The 18906-nt window shown below is 73.6% G+C and carries 15 protein-coding genes and 1 tRNA gene; 13 read left to right on the top strand and 3 right to left on the bottom strand.

Annotation, left to right across the window (positions count from 1 at the left end; translation table 11 throughout):
* Positions 1 to 335: 335 nt before the first annotated feature.
* A complete protein-coding gene (locus tag OG823_RS14185) occupies positions 336 to 3059 on the top strand; it encodes a penicillin acylase family protein (protein WP_371479879.1) in 2724 nt (907 codons plus the stop codon).
* 7 nt (positions 3060 to 3066) lie between these two features.
* Here the strand turns inward: OG823_RS14185 and OG823_RS14180 are convergent, their stop codons facing one another.
* Complete coding sequence (locus OG823_RS14180) at positions 3067 to 3666, bottom strand: 5-formyltetrahydrofolate cyclo-ligase (RefSeq protein WP_371479878.1); 600 nt, start codon at positions 3664 to 3666, stop codon at positions 3067 to 3069.
* Between the two features lie 66 nt (positions 3667 to 3732).
* On the opposite strand from OG823_RS14180, the gene OG823_RS14175 reads away from it, so the two are divergent.
* From OG823_RS14175 to OG823_RS14130, 10 genes are all read left to right on the top strand, one after another.
* Positions 3733 to 4668 carry a GGDEF domain-containing protein gene (locus tag OG823_RS14175; RefSeq protein WP_371479877.1) on the top strand — a complete coding sequence of 312 codons (936 nt, stop codon included), beginning with the start codon at positions 3733 to 3735 and terminating at the stop codon, positions 4666 to 4668.
* A 53-nt stretch (positions 4669 to 4721) separates the two neighbouring features.
* The gene (galU, locus tag OG823_RS14170; protein ID WP_371479876.1) at positions 4722 to 5645 is read left to right on the top strand and encodes a UTP--glucose-1-phosphate uridylyltransferase GalU; all 924 of its coding nucleotides are present in this window, start codon (positions 4722 to 4724) and stop codon (positions 5643 to 5645) included.
* Positions 5646 to 5669: 24 nt separating this feature from the next.
* Positions 5670 to 7040 (top strand): gephyrin-like molybdotransferase Glp, encoded by a 1371-nt coding sequence (gene glp, locus OG823_RS14165; RefSeq protein WP_371479875.1) that lies wholly within the window; start codon positions 5670 to 5672, stop codon positions 7038 to 7040.
* 224 nt (positions 7041 to 7264) lie between these two features.
* Positions 7265 to 7708, top strand: coding sequence for a cyclic pyranopterin monophosphate synthase MoaC (moaC, locus tag OG823_RS14160; RefSeq protein ID WP_371484474.1), 444 nt, complete (start codon positions 7265 to 7267; stop codon positions 7706 to 7708).
* Positions 7705 to 8241 (top strand): molybdenum cofactor biosynthesis protein B, encoded by a 537-nt coding sequence (locus OG823_RS14155; protein ID WP_371479874.1) that lies wholly within the window; start codon positions 7705 to 7707, stop codon positions 8239 to 8241. The genes moaC and OG823_RS14155 overlap by 4 nt, the downstream gene beginning before the upstream one ends.
* A complete protein-coding gene (locus tag OG823_RS14150; RefSeq protein WP_371484472.1) occupies positions 8238 to 8864 on the top strand; it encodes a GNAT family N-acetyltransferase in 627 nt (208 codons plus the stop codon). The genes OG823_RS14155 and OG823_RS14150 overlap by 4 nt, the downstream gene beginning before the upstream one ends.
* A 150-nt stretch (positions 8865 to 9014) precedes the next feature.
* On the top strand, positions 9015 to 10283 hold the full coding sequence (gene glpR, locus OG823_RS14145; protein ID WP_371479873.1) for a gephyrin-like molybdotransferase receptor GlpR: 1269 nt from the start codon (positions 9015 to 9017) through the stop codon (positions 10281 to 10283).
* Positions 10284 to 10376: 93 nt separating this feature from the next.
* A tRNA-Ala gene (locus OG823_RS14140) sits at positions 10377 to 10450 on the top strand.
* Between the two features lie 41 nt (positions 10451 to 10491).
* Positions 10492 to 10758 carry a hypothetical protein gene (locus OG823_RS14135; RefSeq protein WP_371479872.1) on the top strand — a complete coding sequence of 89 codons (267 nt, stop codon included), beginning with the start codon at positions 10492 to 10494 and terminating at the stop codon, positions 10756 to 10758.
* A gap of 355 nt (positions 10759 to 11113) precedes the next feature.
* Entirely contained in the window at positions 11114 to 15124 is a 4011-nt protein-coding gene (locus OG823_RS14130; RefSeq protein WP_371479871.1) for a hypothetical protein, read from the top strand.
* Between the two features lie 164 nt (positions 15125 to 15288).
* On the opposite strand, the gene OG823_RS14125 is transcribed toward OG823_RS14130, so the two are convergent.
* Positions 15289 to 15786: a MarR family winged helix-turn-helix transcriptional regulator gene (locus OG823_RS14125; RefSeq protein ID WP_371479870.1), complete on the bottom strand. Its 498-nt coding sequence runs from the start codon at positions 15784 to 15786 to the stop codon at positions 15289 to 15291.
* Between the two features lie 45 nt (positions 15787 to 15831).
* Between OG823_RS14125 and OG823_RS14120 the strand changes: the two genes are divergently transcribed.
* Together OG823_RS14120 and OG823_RS14115 are read left to right on the top strand one after the other, a co-directional pair.
* Positions 15832 to 16749, top strand: a complete 918-nt coding sequence (locus OG823_RS14120) for an EamA family transporter (protein ID WP_371479869.1) — start codon at positions 15832 to 15834, stop codon at positions 16747 to 16749.
* Positions 16750 to 16966: 217 nt separating this feature from the next.
* Entirely contained in the window at positions 16967 to 17872 is a 906-nt protein-coding gene (locus tag OG823_RS14115; protein WP_371479868.1) for a hypothetical protein, read from the top strand.
* A gap of 97 nt (positions 17873 to 17969) precedes the next feature.
* Here OG823_RS14115 and OG823_RS14110 read toward each other — a convergent pair whose 3' ends face one another.
* The gene (locus OG823_RS14110) at positions 17970 to 18905 is read right to left on the bottom strand and encodes a peptidase (RefSeq protein WP_371479867.1); all 936 of its coding nucleotides are present in this window, start codon (positions 18903 to 18905) and stop codon (positions 17970 to 17972) included.
* Between the last annotated feature and the right edge of the window lies 1 nt (position 18906).

Raw genomic sequence — 18906 nt, 5'->3', positions numbered from 1 at the left:
CCGTCGCCCGCTACCACCCTTCCGAAGACGCCCTCCGGGCGACACCTTCCCGCCCGTCGCCCGCCACCACCCTTCCGAAGACGCCCTCCGGGCGACACCCTTCCCGCCCGTCGCCCGCCACCACCCTTCCGAAGACGCCCTCCGGGCGACACCCTTCCCGCCCGTCGCCCGCTACCACCCTTCCGAAGACGCCCTCCGGGCGACACCTTCCCGCCCGTCGCCCGCCACCACCCTTCCGAAGACGCCCTCCGGGCGACACCCTTCCCGCCCGTCGCCCGCCACCACCCTTCCGAAGACGCCCTCCGGGCGACACCTGTTTGATGCCAAGGACCCAGATGCCCCGCTCGAAGAAGTTCCGGCGCGCCCGTCTGATCGTGCTCGTGCTGGCCGTGCTCCTGGTGGCCGGACTCGGATACGGCGGCTACCGGGGAGTGGCCGCGGTCCGCGCGTCCTTCCCCGACGTCAACGGCAGTGTCAAGGTGGCGGGGCTCTCCGCGCCGGTCGACGTCGAGCGGGACGCCAACGGCATCCCGCAGCTGTACGCGGACACGGCCACCGACCTCTTCCGGGCCCAGGGCTACGTGCAGGCCCAGGACCGCTTCTGGGAGATGGACGTCCGCCGGCACATCACCTCCGGCCGGCTCTCCGAGATGTTCGGCTCCGGCCAGGTCGAGACGGACACCTTCCTGCGCACCATGGGCTGGCACCAGGTCGCGCAGCAGGAGTACGACACCCTGCTGGACCCGGACACCAAGAAGTACCTGCAGTCCTACGCGGACGGCGTGAACGCCTGGCTCGCCGAGCACCCCGGCGGTGAGAGCGCCTCGCTGGAGTACGCGCTGCTCGGCGTGGCCAAGGGCGGCTACACCCCCGAGAAGTGGACCCCGGTCGACTCGGTGGCCTGGCTCAAGGCGATGGCCTGGAACCTCTCCGGCAACCTGCAGGAGGAGATCGACCGCTCCCTGCTCAGCCAGGACTTCACGGCCGACAAGATCGCGGAGCTGTACCCCGACTACCCGTACGACCGCAACGGCACCATCGTGAAGACCGGCACGGTCAGCGGCGACACCTACAAGCCGGCCGACGGCTCCACGACCCCGCCCGCGGCCGCGCCCGGCAGCGGCACCGCCCAGGGGGCGACCGTCACCCAGGCCATGCTCAAGGACGTCTCCGACCGGATCGACGCCATGCCGCAGCTGCTCGGCCGCCAGGGTCAGGGCATCGGCTCCAACTCCTGGGTCGTCGACGGCAAGCACACCACCACCGGCAAGCCGCTGCTGGCCAACGACCCGCACCTCGGCCCCGGGATGCCCTCCGTCTGGTACCAGATGGGCCTGCACTGCCGGACCGTCTCGGCCACCTGCGCCTTCGACACCTCCGGCTTCACCTTCGCCGGCATGCCGGGCGTCGTGATCGGCCACAACAACACCGTCTCCTGGGGCTTCACCAACCTCGGCGCCGACGTGACCGACCTCTACCTGGAGAAGGTCACCGGCCCCGACACCTACCAGGTCGACGGCAAGGACGTGAAGTTCGACCTGCGCAAGGAGACCATCAAGGTCGCCGGTGGCGCGGACCGCACCATCACCGTCCGCACCACCCGCGGCGGCGCCCCACTGATCTCCGACCCGAGCTCCGAGCAGCAGAAGGTCGGCCTGTACGCCCCCGCCGGAAACGCCGCCCCCGACCGCGGCACCACCGGCTACGGCGTCGCCCTGCAGTGGACGGCACTGACCCCCGGCAAGACCATGGACGCGGTGTTCAAGCTGGACCGCGCGAGCAACTGGGACGAGTTCCGGGCGGCCGCGAAGGACTTCGCCGTGCCCGCGCAGAACCTGATCTACGCCGACACCAAGGGCAACATCGGCTACCAGGCCCCCGGCGACATCCCGGTGCGCGGCAAGGGCGACGGCAGCTACCCCTCGCTCGGCTGGGACTCCGCGTACACCTGGAAGGACTCCGTCCCCTTCAGCGCCCTGCCCTACAGCTTCAACCCGACGGCCGGCTACATCGTCACCGCCAACCAGGCCGTGGTCGACCCGACGTACAAGTACCTGCTCACCAAGGACTGGGAGTACGGCACCCGGGCCAAGGAGATCACCGACCAGATCGAGGCCAAGCTCAAGAACGGCGGCAAGATCTCCCCGGACGACATGCAGTCCATGCAGCTGGACAACACCAGCGTGATGGCGCAGACGCTCGTCCCGCTGCTGCTCAAGGTGCAGATCGACGACCCGTACGTCCGGACGGCCCAGGACCTGCTCAAGGACTGGAACTACCACCAGGACGCCGACTCGGCCGCCGCCGCCTACTACAACGGCGTCTGGCGCCAGCTGCTCAGCCTCGCCTTCGGCCAGAAGTTCCCGGCCGACCTGCGGGCCGAGGACAACTGCCTGCTGGTGCACGCGCCGACCGACCCGACCAGGCCCGACACCACCACGTCGATCGTCACCGAGTGCGGCACCCGGGATCCGGGCAAGGCCCAGCCGGACGGCGGCGACCGGTGGATGGAGGTCGTGCGCGAGCAGCTGTCCCGGCCCGACAGCAGCTGGTGGACGTACATCGACTCGGACCACCACGAGCAGAAGGGCCTGAGCAACCTGCTCGCCGAGGCGATGAAGGACGCCCGCCAGGACCTCACCTCGCTGCTCAGCAAGGACGTCTCCACCTGGAGCTGGGGCCGCCTGCACACGCTGACCCTGCGCGAGCAGACCCTCGGCACCGACAACTCCTCGATCGCCTCCGGCCTGGTGCACAAGCTGCTCAACCGGGGACCGTACGAGCTCTCCGGCGGCACCGCCGCGGTCGACGCGGCCGGCTGGAACGCGGCGGCGGGCTACGAGGTCGACTGGATCCCCTCGATGCGCATGGTCGTCGACCTCAGCGACTTCGACGCCTCGCGCTGGATCAACGTCGGCGGCGCCTCCGGCCACGCCTTCCACCAGAACTACAACGACCAGACCGCGCTCTGGGTCAAGGGCGATCTGCTGCCCTGGGCCTACTCCAAGGACGCCGTCGACAAGGCCGTCAAGAACAAGCTGGTCCTCACCAGCGGCTGACCGGCGCTCAGGCCGTCACCCCTTCGGGCCCCGGGCCCAGCCGGTGCACACCGGCAGGGGTGACGGCCGCGTCCACCGGCAGGTCGTGCGGTTCGGCGGGCACCCATTCCAGTAGTTCGTCCTCGTACAGCAGGGTGGCCAGCAGGGGGTGCGCCCCGGCCCCGGCCAGCCTGGCCAGCACCCGGTCGTAGCTGCCGCCGCCCCGGCCCAGCCGCAGGCCCCGACGGTCCACCGCCAGCCCGGGCAGCAGCACCACCGCGGCGCCGGTGACCGCGTCGGGGCCCAGCCGGGGGCCGGTCGGCTCCAGCAGCCCCCGGCCCGCCGGGGCGAGCTGCCCGGCGCCCTCGTACCGGGCCCAGTCCAGGTCGTTGTCGGGGAGCAGGACGGGCAGCAGCACCCGGACGTCCCGCGCCGTGAGCGCGTCCAGCAGCGGCCGGGTGCCCGGCTCGGCGCCGACCGAGACGTAGGCCGCCACCGTCTGCCCCGGGCCGGCCAGCTCCGCCGCGTGGCCGGCCAGGGCCCGCGCGGCGGTTTCGCGCCACTGGGGCGAGGCGGCCCGCCGCGCGGTGAGCAACCGTGTCCTCAGCTCGGCCTTGTCGTTGTGCATGGGATCCCTCCACAGCTCTGTGTCCGGTGACGGACAGAGCCTGACATGCGGAAGGCGCCCCGGAGAATGTCCACCGCGCTGCTGGTCGAGGCCATGGCCGTACTGAGCGCCCCCGCGCTCGCCGGTGCCACCCTGCTCGGGGTCCGGTTGCGGCGGGGGGCGGCCGGCGCCGCCGTCCGCGAGGCCGGGCTGCGCGGGCGGATCACCGAACTGGAGGACCGCTGCGCGGAACTGGAGCGCACCGCCTCCTGCGACCCGCTCACCGGCGCGTGGAACTACCGGCACCTGCAGCTCACCCTCGGCCGGGAGATCGAACGGGCCCGCCGCGCCGACCAGCGCGCCGACCGCATCGACCAGCCGCACCCGCTCGCCCTGCTGATGCTGGAGATCTCCGGCTTCGAGGCGATCACCGCCGAGCACGGCCGGGGCCGCGGCAACGCCATACTGCGCGACCTCGTCCAGCGCCTGGGGATGGAGATCCGCCGCTCGGACACCCTGGGCCGCTACGGGGGGCAGGAGTTCCTCGTCCTGCTGCCGGACACCGGCGTCGAGGGGGCGGTCCAGGTCGCCGAGCGGCTGATCTGGTCCGTGCGCCGGCACCGCCTGCTGGAGTGGTCCTCCGCTCCCCGGGAGTCGCGCCCGGCCGACGGCAACGGCCTGACCGCCGCCGTAGGCATCGCCGTCCTGCCCCGGGACGGCGCCCACGCCGCGCTGCTGCTGCGGGCCGCCGACCGCGCGCTGACCGAGGCGAAGCGGGCCGGCGGGGACTGCTGGCGGGGAGCGAGCACACCCGCCGCCCCGGAGCGTCACCCGCAGGAGGGTCGGCCGGAGCCGGAGCGTCCGTGGCGGGCCGGGGAGTCGCAGAGGCACCCGGACGCCGTGCAGGAGCGGTCGGCAAACCCCGGTAGCCTGTCGCTCTGTGACGGCGGGAACACCCTCGCTCCCACCGTCCGTCCGGACACGCCGACCGCTGTTCCCGCCGGCCGCGATCTTCATTCATAGCGGTTTCACCCTGCGCTCAGCCCGGCGTCAGAACGCCTTAGTAAGGTAAACGCATGACGACGACACGATCCCGCCCGCCGGTCACCAAGGCCGTTGTGCCCGCGGCAGGTCTGGGGACCCGCTTCCTTCCGGCCACCAAGGCCACGCCGAAGGAGATGCTGCCGGTCGTCGACAAGCCGGCCATCCAGTACGTCGTCGAGGAGGCCTCGGCCGCCGGTCTCTCCGACATACTGATGGTCACCGGCCGTAACAAGCGGGCGCTGGAGGACCACTTCGACCGCGCCTACGAGCTGGAGGAGCTGCTCGCCCGCAAGGGTGACCAGGACCGACTGCGCCGCGTCCGCGAGTCCGTCGAGCTGGCCAACATGCACTACGTCCGCCAGGGGGACCCCAAGGGCCTCGGGCACGCCGTGCTGGTCGCCGAGCAGCACGTGGCCGGTCAGCCGTTCGCGGTCCTGCTCGGCGACGACCTGATCGACCCCCGCGACCCGCTGCTCTCCCGCATGATCGAGGTGCAGCAGGAACTCGGCGGCTCCGTCGTCGCGTTGATGGAGGTCGACCCCGCCCAGATCCACCTGTACGGCTGCGCCGCCGTCAAGCCGAACGGCTTCGGCGACGACGTCTTCCTGGTGAGCGACCTGGTCGAGAAGCCCGACACCGCCGACGCGCCGTCCAACTACGCCGTGATCGGCCGCTACATCCTCGACCCGGCCGTCTTCGACGTGCTGCGCGAGACGCCGCCCGGCCGCGGCGGCGAGATCCAGCTCACCGACGCCCTGCGCGAGCTCGCCACGCGCGACGCGGAGGCCGGCGGCACGGTGCACGGCGTGCTGTTCAGCGGCCGCCGCTACGACACCGGCGACCGGGCGGACTACCTGCGCGCTATCGTCCGACTGGCGTCCGAGCGTGAGGACCTGGGCCCGGAGTTCCGCGCCTGGCTCAAGCAGTTCGTCGGCAACGAGATGCAGCAGGACTGACCCACCACTGAGAGCGAGTGAGCGATGACCGGGCCCACGGAGCGCACCACCACCCCCGCAGCCTGCTGCGACGGCGCCGCGGACCCGGTCTCGCCCCCGGCCGGCGGCCCCGGCCCGCTCCCGGCCGACCGGATGTGGACGGTCGGGGAGCACCTCGCCGACGTCCTGTCCACGGTCGGCCCGCTCCCCTCGATCGAGCTGCAACTGCTCGACGCCCAGGGCTGCCGGCTCGACGAGGACGTGCTCGCCGCCGGTGACCTGCCGCCGTTCGACAACAGCTCGATGGACGGCTACGCCCTGCGTACCGCCGACACGGCCGGGGCGACCGATCAGTACCCCTCGGTGCTCGCCGTCGTCGGTGACATCGCCGCCGGCGCCGGCGAACTGCCCAAGGTCGGCCCCGGCCAGGCCGCCCGGATCATGACCGGCGCGCCGATGCCGCCCGGCGCCGAGGCGGTCGCCCCGGTCGAGTGGACCGACGGCGGCACCGGCACCGGTACGGCCGCCGCCGCGATGACCGCGCCGGTCGAGGACGAGGAGGTCCGGGTGCTCCGCCCGGTCTCCGAAGGCGCCCACATCCGCCGCCGGGGCAGCGACATCACCGCCGGTGCGCAGGTGCTCGACGCCGGCGCCCTGCTCGGCCCCACCCAGCTCGGCCTGCTCGCCGCGATCGGCCGGGCCACCGTCAGGGTCCGCCCCCGTCCGCGCGTCGTGGTCCTCTCCACCGGCAGCGAACTGGTCCAGCCGGGCGAGCCGGTCGGCCCCGGCCGGATCCCCGACTCCAACAGCTTCACCCTCACCGCCGCCGCCCGCGACGCCGGCGCGATCGCCTACCGGGTCGGCGGCGTCCCCGACGACCCGGCGGTGCTGCGGGCCGTGCTGGAGGACCAGCTCGGCCGGGCCGACCTCGTCGTCACCAGCGGCGGGGTCAGCGTCGGCGCGTACGACGTGGTCAAGGAGGCCCTCCAGGACGGCGGCCTCGGCGAGGTCGACTTCCGCAGGCTGCGGATGCAGCCCGGCAAGCCGCAGGGCTTCGGCCGGATCGGGAGCACCGGCAGCGGCGTCCCGCTGCTGGCCCTGCCCGGCAACCCGGTCAGCGCGTACATCTCCTTCGAGCTGTTCGTCCGGCCGGTCATCCGCACCATGCTCGGCGCCCCCGACGTCCACCGCCCCGTGGTCCGCGCCGTCTGCTCCGCCGCGCTGCGCTCCCCGGCCGGCCGCCGGCAGTTCCTGCGCGGGTGGTACGCCCCCGACGGGCGGGTCGAGCCGGTCGGCGGCGAAGGCTCGCACCTGGTCGGGGCGCTGGCCCGGGCGAACTGCCTGATCACCGTGCCGGAGGAGGTCACCGCCCTGCCCGCCGGCAGCGAGGTCGACGTCGTCCTGCTCACCGCCTGACCCGAGCGGGTCGGCGGGCAGGGCCGCCCCGCCGCGGGGGCGCCGGCCCGGACCTGCGCGCGAGCGGTCCGCGGAAGACCGGCCCACGCCTTGGCCCGTCCCACCCGGCGGCCTGGCCGGGAGGTACGGTAGCGCGGTATTCCACCCGTCCTCCTGGAGCACCCGTGACGACCACACCACCCGGCGATCGCCTCACCCACGTCGATGCCGCCGGCGCCGCCCGCATGGTCGACGTCTCCGAGAAGGCCACCACGGTACGGACCGCCGTGGCCGCCGGCCGGGTCCGGGTGGCCCCCCGGGTGGTCGAGCTGCTGCGCGGCGAGGGCGTCCCGAAGGGCGACGCCCTCGCGGTCGCGCGGATCGCCGGGATCATGGGGGCCAAGAAGACCCCGGAGCTGATCCCGCTCTGCCATCCGATCGCGATCTCCGGCGTCAAGGTCGACCTCGTGGTCACCGACGAGGCCGTCGAGATCACCGCGACGGTGCGGACGGCGGATCGTACCGGCGTCGAGATGGAGGCCCTGACCGCGGTCGCGGTCGCCGGGCTCGCCGTGATCGACATGGTCAAGGCCGTCGACAAGGCGGCCGCCATCGAGAACGTCCGGGTGCTCAGCAAGACCGGCGGCAAGAGCGGCGACTGGTCGGCCGACGAGGACGGCCCGCGATGAGGGCCCTCGCGGTGACCGTCTCCAACCGCGCCTCGGCCGGGGTGTACGAGGACAAGGGCGGCCCGCTGCTGGTGGCGGGCCTGCGCGCGATGGGCTTCGAGGCGGACGGGCCGCGGGTCGTCCCCGACGGGGAGCCGGTCGAGGCCGCTCTGCGCGAGGCCGTCGCCGCCGGCTACGACGTCGTGCTGACCACGGGCGGCACCGGCATCTCACCGATGGACCTCACCCCCGAGATGACCGCCCGCGTCATCGACCGGCAGATCCCCGGCGTCCCCGAGGCGATCAGGGCGTACGGCCGCGAGAAGGTCCCGACCTCGGCGCTGTCCCGAGGGCTGGCGGGCCTCGCCGGACGTACCCTGATCGTCAACCTGCCGGGTTCGACCGGTGGCGTCAAGGACGGCCTGGCCGTTCTCGCGCCGCTGCTCGGGCACGCCGTCGACCAGCTCGCCGGCGGCGACCACCCCCGGCCCGACGCCGTCGAGGCACCCGGCACCGCCGTCGCGCCCGACGCAGCCGACAGGAGCGCGCACTGAACGCCGGCTGGCCGGTCGAACTCCACGAGGGGGACGTCACGCTGCGCCCCATCAGGGCTCGTGACCAGCGGGACTGGCAGGAGGTCAGCCGCCGCAACCGGGACTGGCTGAGACGCTGGGAGGCGACCGTCCCGCCCTCGCCGGCCGGGCGTCCCGGCGGGCCGAGGCCCACCTACCGGCAGATGGTGCGCTACCTGCGCGGCGAGGGTTCGGCCGGGCGGATGCTGCCGTTCGTCGTCCTGCACAAGGGCCGCCTCGCCGGCCAGCTGACCGTCGGCGGGATCACCTGGGGCTCGATGTGCTCGGCCAACGTGGGCTACTGGATCGACGAGGCGGTGGCGGGCCTGGGCATCATGCCGACGGCGGTGGCCCTTTCCGTCGACCACTGTTTCCGGGTGCTCGGACTGCACCGGATCGAGGTCTGCATCCGGCCCGAGAACATGCCGAGCCGTCGGGTGGTGGAGAAACTCGGGTTCCGGTCGGAGGGAATGCGGCCCCGGTATCTGCACATCGACGGGGACTGGCGGGACCACCTGGTCTACGTCCTCACCGCCGAGGAGGTTCCGGAGGGGATGCTGGAGCGCTGGCGGACGATCAGATCGGGCCGCGAGGCCGGTAATTGAATATATGTTCGAAAAGAATATCGATATGGCATCGGGGTCCTCACGGACAGGCACAAAAGCCGGCAAAATAGTCGGAGAATCAGCTTGATCACACGACACGCCGCGCCAAATTGCTGCCGCCCCTTCCCCGCTGCCCGTACGGTGTGAAACGTGAGCAGTAGCGGCCTTATCTACGCGGTCATCGTAGGGGCCTGGGCCGCCTATCTGGTGCCGATGTGGCTCCGCAGGCAGGACGAGCTCAACGAGGCGCGCCCGACGGAACGCTTCAGCACCGCCATCCGCCTGCTGGCCGGGCGTTCGGCGATGGAGCGGCGGGCATCCCGGGCCCTTGGCGACGAAACGCGCGACGACCAGACCCCGGACGACCGGACCCCGGACGATCCGGCCGTCGGTGACCCCTGCGGCGGCGATCCGTCCGCGGAGGCGGACGCGGGCCCCGGACCGGCCGGCTCCTGGACGGCCGACTCCGACGCGTCCGACGACGGCGCGTCCGACGACGGCACCGCGGGCGGGCCCGCCCTCCCGGCCGCCCGGACGGAGCAGTTCGCTCCGGCCGCCGAGCGGACGGCGCAGAGCGTGGATCGCGCCACCGGCCGCATCCCCGACCGTGCCACCGACCGCGCCGCCGAGCTCCCGGGCGAGCGCCGCGCCGGGGTCGAGCGGCGTGCCCGGTTGCTGGCCCGCAGGCGCCGGATGGTCAGCGTGCTCTTCCTGGCCTTCGCGCTCGGCGCGATCTTCGCGGCCGTGGCAGGTATCGCCTTCCTCTGGGCCCCGGCGCTGCCCGCCGCCCTGCTGACCCTCTACATCGGCCACCTGCGCCGGCTGGAGCGCCAGCGCTACGAGGTCAAGATCGACCGGACCAGGGCGGCCCAGGCGGCCGAGCATCTGCGGCAGCGCGAGCGTCGCCGGGCGGAGGGCGGCCCCGCCGCCGAGGCCCGCCCCGAGCCGCGTCCGGCCGTCGGGGCGCGCCCGCGCGGCGTCCGGCCCGACCGCCGGGACTCCACCGGCGAGCCCCCGCACGACGCGGCCCACGCCGCCGACCGCGGCCGCCCGCACCTGCGGATCGCCGCCGACCCGGCCCCGCACGGAGCCCGGCCCGGCACGGCGGCCTCCGCTCTCGTCGAGGCCACCGACCACGAGGAGTGGGTCGACGGCATGCGCGAACGCGCCGCCGCGGGCCCCGACTCCTGGGAGCCCGTCCCCGTCCCGCTGCCGACCTACGTCACCGCCCCCGTGGCCCCCCGGGTCAGCAGGGGCCTCGACCTGGGCGCCCCCGGCACCTGGAACGCCGGCCGACCGGCTGAGCCCCGCAACACCCCGCTCTTCGACCAGTACGCCGAACCCCCCGCCGGGTCGGCCGCACCCGGGGCACCCGCCGAGGACGGCTACGACAGCCGCCCCCGCGCCGCCAACGAATGACCCCGTCGCCGGAGCGCCCCACGCCCCACCTGGGCGCTCCGGGCGGCAATGGTCACGGAGCACTCCCGGAAGGTGCTAAAGTTTCTTCTCGTTGGGGCTGTGGCGCAGTCCGGTAGCGCACCTCGTTCGCATCGAGGGGGTCAGGGGTTCGAATCCCCTCAGCTCCACCCAATGTCAAAGGCCCTCCCGGGAGTTCCCGGGAGGGCCTTTGTTCGTCCCCGCGGCAGTGGCGTACAGCAACTGCTCCGGATCCTGCCCGGTGCTCCCGGGTGGCTCCGTCGCCCGGACGACCGAGGGCCGGGCGGTCCGCGTCCACGGGTCGTTCCGCGCGTACCCGGAGGGCGTCCGGCGGCCGACCACGTCGCACGTCAACTACCGGGCGGGGCAGACCGTGCCGAACCTGGTGATCGTGCCGCTTCTCGATCGCGGCACCCGGCTGGTGTTCCGGGCGGTCAGGTCCGGCAGCCACGGCTGACCGGCTGCGGGCGGTGCCGCCGCGATCCGGCGGGGCCGCCGTCCGGCGGTGGGGCGGCGGGAAAACTCCGTGGCACGGCGGACCGGCGCGTGGCACCCTCGGCAGGCCGACCTGCCCGTCGGCTCCGACAGGCGGTCCCGGCGTCGCACTCCGGCCTCCCGGCGGCTGTGGCGCGTCGGCTCCGTACCGTCGGCCGTCGTCCGGTCCGGTAGGTACGTACGCGATTGGCTAGACTCCGCCTGCTCGATAACTCCTTTGATGGTCATAGGAGTCGGGCCTGCTCGAACTGGGGGAGTGCATGAACCTGCTGCCGATCGGCAGAAGAACGCGGCACAGACGGGGGAGAGGCGGCGGCGTGGTCGCCTCCGGTGCCCTGCTGGTCGCGGTCCTGGCCTCGTTGGTGAGCCAGACCGCTCCCGCGTACGCCGCGCCGGCGCGCCCCGCGGCCGCGAGTGCGCCGCAGCCGGGGGCCGACGCGGGCAGCCCGGCCGCGACCTCGGCCCCGAGTGCGGCCGCGAGTCCGGCGGCCGGCGCCCAGGGGGCCGCCACCGCACCGGCCGGACCGAAGACGGAGCCCAAGGCCGCGCCCCGGGTTGACCCGAAGGCCGAGCACGACGCCGCCGTACGGTCGCTCCAGCAGAGCGACCCGGCGGGTACCTGCCCGGCGAGCCTGGCACCGAGCACGGTCGTCACCTGCTCGGTCGAGCCGTACGCGACCGCCGCCCTCACGCTCACCCTGCCGCAGCCGAAGGACCTGGTCATGCTCCAGGTCATCGCCGCCCAGGGCTGGATCTACCCCAAGCTGGTAGCGCCGGACGGCACCGACGTGGCCTGTGAGAACCCCCTCGGTGCGGGCTACGGGTACGGCGTGCTGCGCTGCGCCACCAGCCAGGCCGGTACGTACGCCCTGCAGGTCAGGGACGGCAACGGCATGGTGACCGGCGTGTCGCTCTCGTACCTGCCGCTGCTGTCCGCCGCCTGCCGGGCGGTGGGTGCCGGGGACCGCACGCTCGGTGCGCCGACCGTGTTCCACGGATCGCTGCCGACCGGCTCGGCGGGTGACTGCTACACCCTGGATCTGGCCTCGGGCGACCTGCTGCGCAGCTACGCCTCCACCTACCAGGTCGTCCAGACCGTCTACGACGCCACCGGCAAGGAGGTCTGCACCTCCCGCAACGACACCGGCAACGGTCTCGACTGCCTGCTCACCGGCAGCGCGCCGTTCCGGGTGACGGTCCAGCAGTCCTCCGGGACGGCGCAGGAGTACGACTTCACCGCGGCGCGGCTCTCCCGGCCGGAGGGCTGCGCACCGGTGGAGCCGCAGGCGTTCGGCGTCTCGCCCGACCTGAGCCCCACGGCGCGCTGCCGCACCCTTCGGGTGCCGGCGCCCGCCCGCTACGGCTTCGGCCCGGTGAGCACCGGTGCCGCCCTCTCCGGAGGGCTGTACAACGCCGACGGCACCGCTCCGGTGGCCAACTGCTACCTCGGATCCTGTGACCTGACGCCCGGTGACTACCTCTGGGTGGTCGAGGCCAGGAACACCGCCGCCGGCGCCTTCGGCATGGCCTTCCATTCGGCCAAGGAGACCCGGGGCTGCGTCGCGGCCGCCGACGACGGCCTGGTGACCGGTGCGGCCACGGGCACCTTCGGCGGGCCCGGGCAGCAGCTCTGCCTGACCCTGCCGACCGCCTCCGGGAAGGGCGTCTACCTGCTGAACCGGCCGCCGGCCGACGGCGCCTCCGTCGGCGTCGAGGTCGATGACGCGTCCGGCGCCAAGCAGTGCGACAACGGTGGTTACTCGTACGCCGTCTGCAAGCTGACCGGTACCGCGCCGTTCCGCGCGGTGCTGAGCGGCACCGCGTCCAAGGCCTACCAGCTGGTGATCCACCGCACCGGTGAGGCGGCCGGCTGCACCGCCTGGCCGCAGTCCGGGTTCGACGGTTCCTGGGGTGCGGAGGTCCCGCTGACCCAGGCCGTCCAGCAGGTCTGCCTGAGCCTGCCGGCCGACCGGCACTCCACCGCCGAGATGCTCGACTACGCCAACCTCAAGAACGTGGTCAACGCCTCGGTCCGGCTGGTCGACCCCGCGGGCACGGAGGTCTGCTCGACCGTCGGCAGCTCCACCACCACCTGCGTGCTCGGCGCCGGCGTCCCGTACACCGCGATGCTGGTCGGCACGGGCTGGGAGGACACCTACAAGCTGGTCCGGCGCGACATCTCGCCCACCGCGAGCTGCACGGCTCCGGCTTCGACGACGGTCGGCGGCCGCTCCACGGCGCTCGACCTGACCTCCGCGCTGGACGCCCGCTGCATCCGGGTCGCCGCGGCGACCACGGACCGGTTCTGGCTGAGCGCGCGCACCCTGGGGTCGCGGTACGACGCCTCCACGCTGCTGATGGCCGTGGACGCCGGCGGCAACGTGCTCTGTCGGCAGTGGGGTCTCTCCTGCCGGGTCACCGGCTCGACCTCCTACGTCGCGGTCGTGGTCGCCTCCGGCTACCAGGGCACGGCCGTCCACGCCAACGTGGACACCTGGAAGGTCGGTACGGCAGCCGGCTGGGCGCCGGAATGCACCGCCCACCCGGTCTCGGTCGGCGGCTTCCCGCTGCGCAGCGGGACGCTCACCGAGTCCTCGTCCGCCTACTGCGCCGTGCTCGACGTGAAGCCCTCGCAGGCCTTCAACGTCGTCGGTACCACCAGCAGCACCGGTGTCGACACTCCCGCCGTGAGCCTGCTGAGCAGTTCCAAGTGGGGCGACAACTCCTATCTCGGGTACCAGTGCGGCAGCTCGTACGGCACCTTCGGCGCCCGCTGCCAGAGCGACGCCAACTCCCCGGCCGAGCAGGCCGTCCTGCTGGTGAGCGCGGCCAAGGCGGCGACGCCGGTCGAGTACAGCATGCAGGGGCTCTGCGACACCGGCTGCACCCGTCCGGCCGGCTCGTTGCCGACCGCGGTCAGCCCCGCCACCGGCGTCGCCGGGACGCGGACCCAGGCCGTGGTCCGCGGTACCGGACTGACCCTGGGTACCAAGGTGAAGCTGTCCCGCAGTGACACCTGGAGCAGCAGCCAGCCGGTCATGTCGCCGCTCTCGGTGAGCGCCGACGGCACCTCGCTCGACGTGCTGGTCGACACCAACGGGCTGGAGCCGGGGACGTACGACGTGGTGCTCGACGGCATCGGGTACACCGGCGGGGTCGCCTCGCCGGGCTACCTGCCCAGGGCGTACACCGTCACGCCGGCCGTGGCCACGGCGAAGAGCCGGTTCGTGCCGATCACCCCGTCCCGCTTCCTGGACACCCGGTCCGGGGTCGGGGCCGCGCAGGGGCGGATCGGCTGGGGCGGTGTGGTGGCGCTGCAGGTGGCGGGCGTGAAGGGCGTGCCGGCCACCGGGGTGACCGCGGTGGTGATGAACGTGACCGCCGTCTCGCCCTCGGACGCGGGCCATGTGACGGTCTATCCGGACGGGCAGCCGGTGCCGGACGTGTCGAACCTCAACTTCACGGCCGGGCAGATCGTGCCGAACCTGGTGACGGTCCCGGTCGTGAACGGCAAGGTGGATCTGCGCAACGCCTCGACGTCGGTCGACCTGCTCGCCGACGTCACGGGGTACTACACCGACGCGGCCACCGGCTCCGCGCTGACCACGATCACCCCGTCCCGCTTCCTGGACACCCGGTCCGGGGTCGGGGCCAAGCAGGGGCGGATCGGCCGGGACGGTGTGGTGACGCTGCAGGTGGCGGGCGTGAACGGCATCCCCGCCACCGGCGTGACCGGTGTGGTGATGAACGTGACGGCCGTGTACCCGACCGATGCGGGCCATGTGACGGTGTACCCGGACGGGCAGCCGGTGCCGGACGTGTCGAACCTCAACTTCACGGCCGGGCAGATCGTGCCGAACCTGGTGACGGTCCCGGTCGTGAACGGCAAGGTGGATCTGCGCAACTTCTCGGCCTCGGTCGACCTGATCGCGGACGTCACCGGCTACTACTCCGCCACCGGGGCGACGTTCTCCTCGTCCACGCCGGTGCGCCTGCTGGACACCCGCTACGGGGCCGGCGCCCGCGCCGGGGCGGTGGGCACGGACGGCGTCGTCAGCTTCGCGGTGACCGGGGTCGAGGGCGTGCCGCTGACCGGGGTGACCGCGGTGGTGCTGAACGTCACGGTCACCGCACCCACGCAGGACAGCCACCTGACGGTCCACCCGCACGGGATCGAGCGCCCCGGCGTCTCGAACCTCAACTTCACGGCCGGGCAGACCACCGCCAACCTGGTGGTCGTCCCGGTGGTGGACGGTCGGGTGACCATCTACAACCACATGGGCGACGCCTACGTGATCGCCGATCTGAACGGCTACTTCACGGCCTGACGCCCAGCCGCCCGTACCTGCCGCGCCGTCCTCCCCGGACGGCGCGGCAGTGCCGGTTCCGGCGCGGGCGGGAGCAGGCCGGTGAGAGCGCGCCGGTGGGAGCGGGCCGGTGGGAGCGCCTGAGAGGGAGAGCCCGCGGGGAGCGCGGCGCCGCGGGTGCCGGATCAGTCCGTTCGGTCGCCGAGGGACTCCAGGAGCTCGCGGAGGGTCCGGGCGAGGGCGTCGCGGCGGTCGGCGTCGATGCCGGCGAGCAGGCGGTGCTCGGTGGCGACGTGGTCGGGCAGCGCCCGGTCGATCAGCGCCCGGCCGTCCTCGGTGAGGGTGACGTGGACGCCCCGTCCGTCGGTCGTGCTGGGGGTGCGGGCGACCAGGCCCCGGCCCTCCAGCCGGTCCAGGCGCTGGGTGATGGCCCCGGAGGTGACCATGGCGCTGCGCATCAGCGCGGCGGGGGTGAGGCTGTACGGCGGGCCGCTGCGGCGCAGCGTGGCGAGCACGTCGAAGGACGGGGTGTCCAGCCCGTGGGTGGCGAAGGTGCGGCGCAGTTCCGCCTCGACCAGCTGGTGGAGCCGTTTCATCCGCCCGATCACCGCCATCGGTGAGACGTCCAGGTCGGGGCGCTCGGCGCCCCACTGCTCCAGTACGCGCTCCACGTGATCTGCCACGGGGGCAGCCTAGTCGATTGCTTAGCGCTGAGATATTCTTGCTTAGTGCTAAGCAATCGCCTCGCCATCGTCCTGACGACCGCACTGGCCCCCGCCATCTGGGGAACCACCTACCTGGCCACCACCGAACTGCTTCCTCCCGGTCGTCCGCTGCTCGCCGCCGTGGTGCGCGCGCTGCCGGCCGGCCTGCTGCTCCTCCTGATCACCCGGCGGCTGCCGCGGGGCGTGTGGTGGTGGCGCGCCCTGGTGCTCGGGGCGCTCAACATCGGGGCGTTCCTCGCCCTGCTCTTCGTCGCCGCCTACCGGCTGCCCGGCGGGGTCGCCGCCACGGTGGGCGCCGTGCAGCCGCTGCTGGTGGCCGGGCTCTCCGTCGGCCTGCTCGGCGAGCGCCTGACGGTCCGTACCGTGCTGTCCGCCCTCGCGGGGGCGGCCGGGGTCGGCCTGCTCGTCCTGCGGGCCGACGCCCGGCTGGACGGGATCGGGGTCGCCGCGGCGCTCGGTGGCGCGGTCGTGATGGCCGTCGGCGTGGTGCTCAGCAAGCGCTGGGTCTCGCCCGCGCCCCTGCTCGCGACCACCGGCTGGCAGTTGGTGGCCGGCGGACTGCTGCTGCTCCCGGTCGCGCTGCTGGTCGAGGGGCCGCCGCCGGCCGTGCTGAGCGGCGCGAACCTGGCCGGTTACGGCTATCTCTCGCTGGTCGGCGCGGCCCTGGCGTACGCGCTCTGGTTCCGGGGCATCCGCGCCCTGCCGCCCGTCGCCGTCACCTTCCTGGGCCTGCTCAGCCCGGTGGTGGCGACGCTGGCGGGATGGGCGGTGCTCGGGCAGGGGCTGACGGGCACCCAGGTGCTCGGCGGGGCCGTCGTGCTCGCGGCCCTGGTCGCCTCGCAGGCCCGGCGACGGGGTCCGGGAGGGCGCCCGGCGGTCACCGTCGGGGCCGTGGCGAGAGCATCGCATACGACCGACTGATTTCGCCTGACGGAGCGCGATCATGAGGGGTCGGACGATCGGAGGGTGGGCCTGCCCGGGTTTGTCCCGCATCGCCCCCCTGCTCCGAACCCCTCCGGGGATCCCAGGGGTTGGACATGTTTCGGCCTCGTGTACTGTCGCCGATCTCACAGTGCCCAGCTCCCGGCCGCGCACCCTGCTACCGGGGCCTGGCGATCAAAGCTCGAAGGAGCCACTCGTGTCCCGATCACTCCACAGGTCGCTGTCGGCGCTGGCTGCCGTCGGCATAGCCGTCGCCGCCCCCGTCGCGCTCGCCGGTACGGCGCAGGCCGCCGTCCAGGGCCAGCATTGCGACAAGGTCGAGGTGACGTACTCGACCGACGGCGGGAAGACCTTCGGCGACGACGGCCGGATGTCCTCGCCGTACACCAAGATCGTCGTGAAGCTCTCCGGCCACCCGGCCGAGGGCTGCAAGTACAACGTCTCGCTCGCCTCGTACAACACCCAGGGCCCGACCTGGGCGACCTCGGGCACCCAGACCTTCCTCGGCTGGGACACCGTCACCCTCAGCGACTCCAAGCCGAAGGCGACCCTGGACGTCAGCGCGCACGCGCCGACCTGCTTCGGCCAGATCGACCTGTACGGCACCGACAAGAAGCACGACGGTGTCAGCTCGCCGCTGCCCAAGTACCCGAACGCGGTCTTCCCGAAGGACCTGATCACGGCCTGGAACGGCGGCAAGGCCTGCGCGCCGACCCCCTCCACCAGCCCCACCGCCACGCCCACGGTGACGACGTCCCCGACGGCCACGGTCTCGCCCACCGCGAGCGCCAGCCCGTCCGCCTCGGTCTCGCCCTCCGCCTCGCCCTCGGCGAGCGTGAGCCCGTCGGCCTCGCCGTCCGCCTCCACCTCCACCACCGCCGCGCCGAGCGGCAGCCCGTCGGCCCCGGCGCCGACCAGCACGGCCGGCCCGGTCGGCAGCCCGACCGTCGCCCCGGTCTCCGAGGTGGCCGACGCCAGCCTCGCGACCACCGGTGGCAACAGCACGCAGACCACCGCCATCACGGTCGGTGGCGTCGCCCTGCTCGCCCTGGGTGGTGGCGCGGTGTTCCTCACCCGCCGCCGCGCGCAGCGCAACAGCTGACCCGCCCGCTGCCGTGACCGACGGCAGCCGAGCGAGCGCAGGGGCCCGTCCGGAGATCTTCTCTCCGGACGGGCCCCTGCGGTGTGCGGACCGGTGCTCAGCCCTGTCCGGGCCCGCCGTACTGTCCGGCCTGCGGCGCGGACCCCGGCTGCGGTGCCCGGCCCTGCGGCGGTACGGCGCCGTAGCGGGACGGCCGCCGGCCGCGCGGATGACGGGTGAGCGTGTAGCCCGCGACGCCGGCCAGGGCCGCGAGTACGCCGCCGCCGATGGTCCAGAACCAGCGGCTGTTCCCACCGGAGAACCAGCCGCTGTACCAGTGCGACACGGGCTCGGCCGGGGCCGCCGCGCGGGCGGCGGCGGCCGGTACGGCGGTGCTGCCGGGAGCGACGGTGGCCCCGGCGTTCACCGGCGGCACCAGCGGGGCCTTGAGCGAGCCGCCCTCGGGCTGGGCGTCGTCCGGGCCCCCCTTGGCGGCGATGTGCAACTGCACGGAGGCCGCCAGGCCGAGGTCCTGCTGCGGCACGTCCGTCACCGACAGCCGCACGTAGTACGTGCCCGGGAGCGGGTCGCCCGACCACGGCTCGGCCCAGGAACGGACCTGGCGCAGCGTGCAGTCGAGGGTCAGCGCGGTCGCGGTGGCCTCACCGGTGGCGTTCTGGGTGCCCGCGGTGCAGGACTGGCGCCGGCGCAGGCCGTCGAAGACCTCCACGCTCCAGGTCTGCGGCCCGTGCCGGTCGGCGGCCGGGGCGAGGGTGACCGTCAGCCGCGCGGTGGGCGTCTGGCCCTCGGTGGCGGCGAACGCCCAGTACAGGTAGTCGCCGGTGGAGGCGGCGGCCGCGGCGTCCTGGCCGGGGGCCAGCGTGGTCGCGGTCAGGAAGGACGTTCCGACCTTGCTGGTCGGAGCGGCGGTGCCGCTCGCGGTGGGCGAGGGGGAGGCGGACGGCGAGGCGGCCGAGGCGGCCTGGGCCGGCAGTGCGAGCAGCAGCGGGGCCAGGGCGGCCGCGCCGAGTGCGGTACGGATGGTCGTGGCCATG

Origin of the sequence: Kitasatospora sp. NBC_00315 (genome assembly GCF_041435095.1) — a bacterium.
GTDB lineage: Bacteria > Actinomycetota > Actinomycetes > Streptomycetales > Streptomycetaceae > Kitasatospora.
This window is presented reverse-complemented; position numbering and strand designations above follow the sequence as displayed.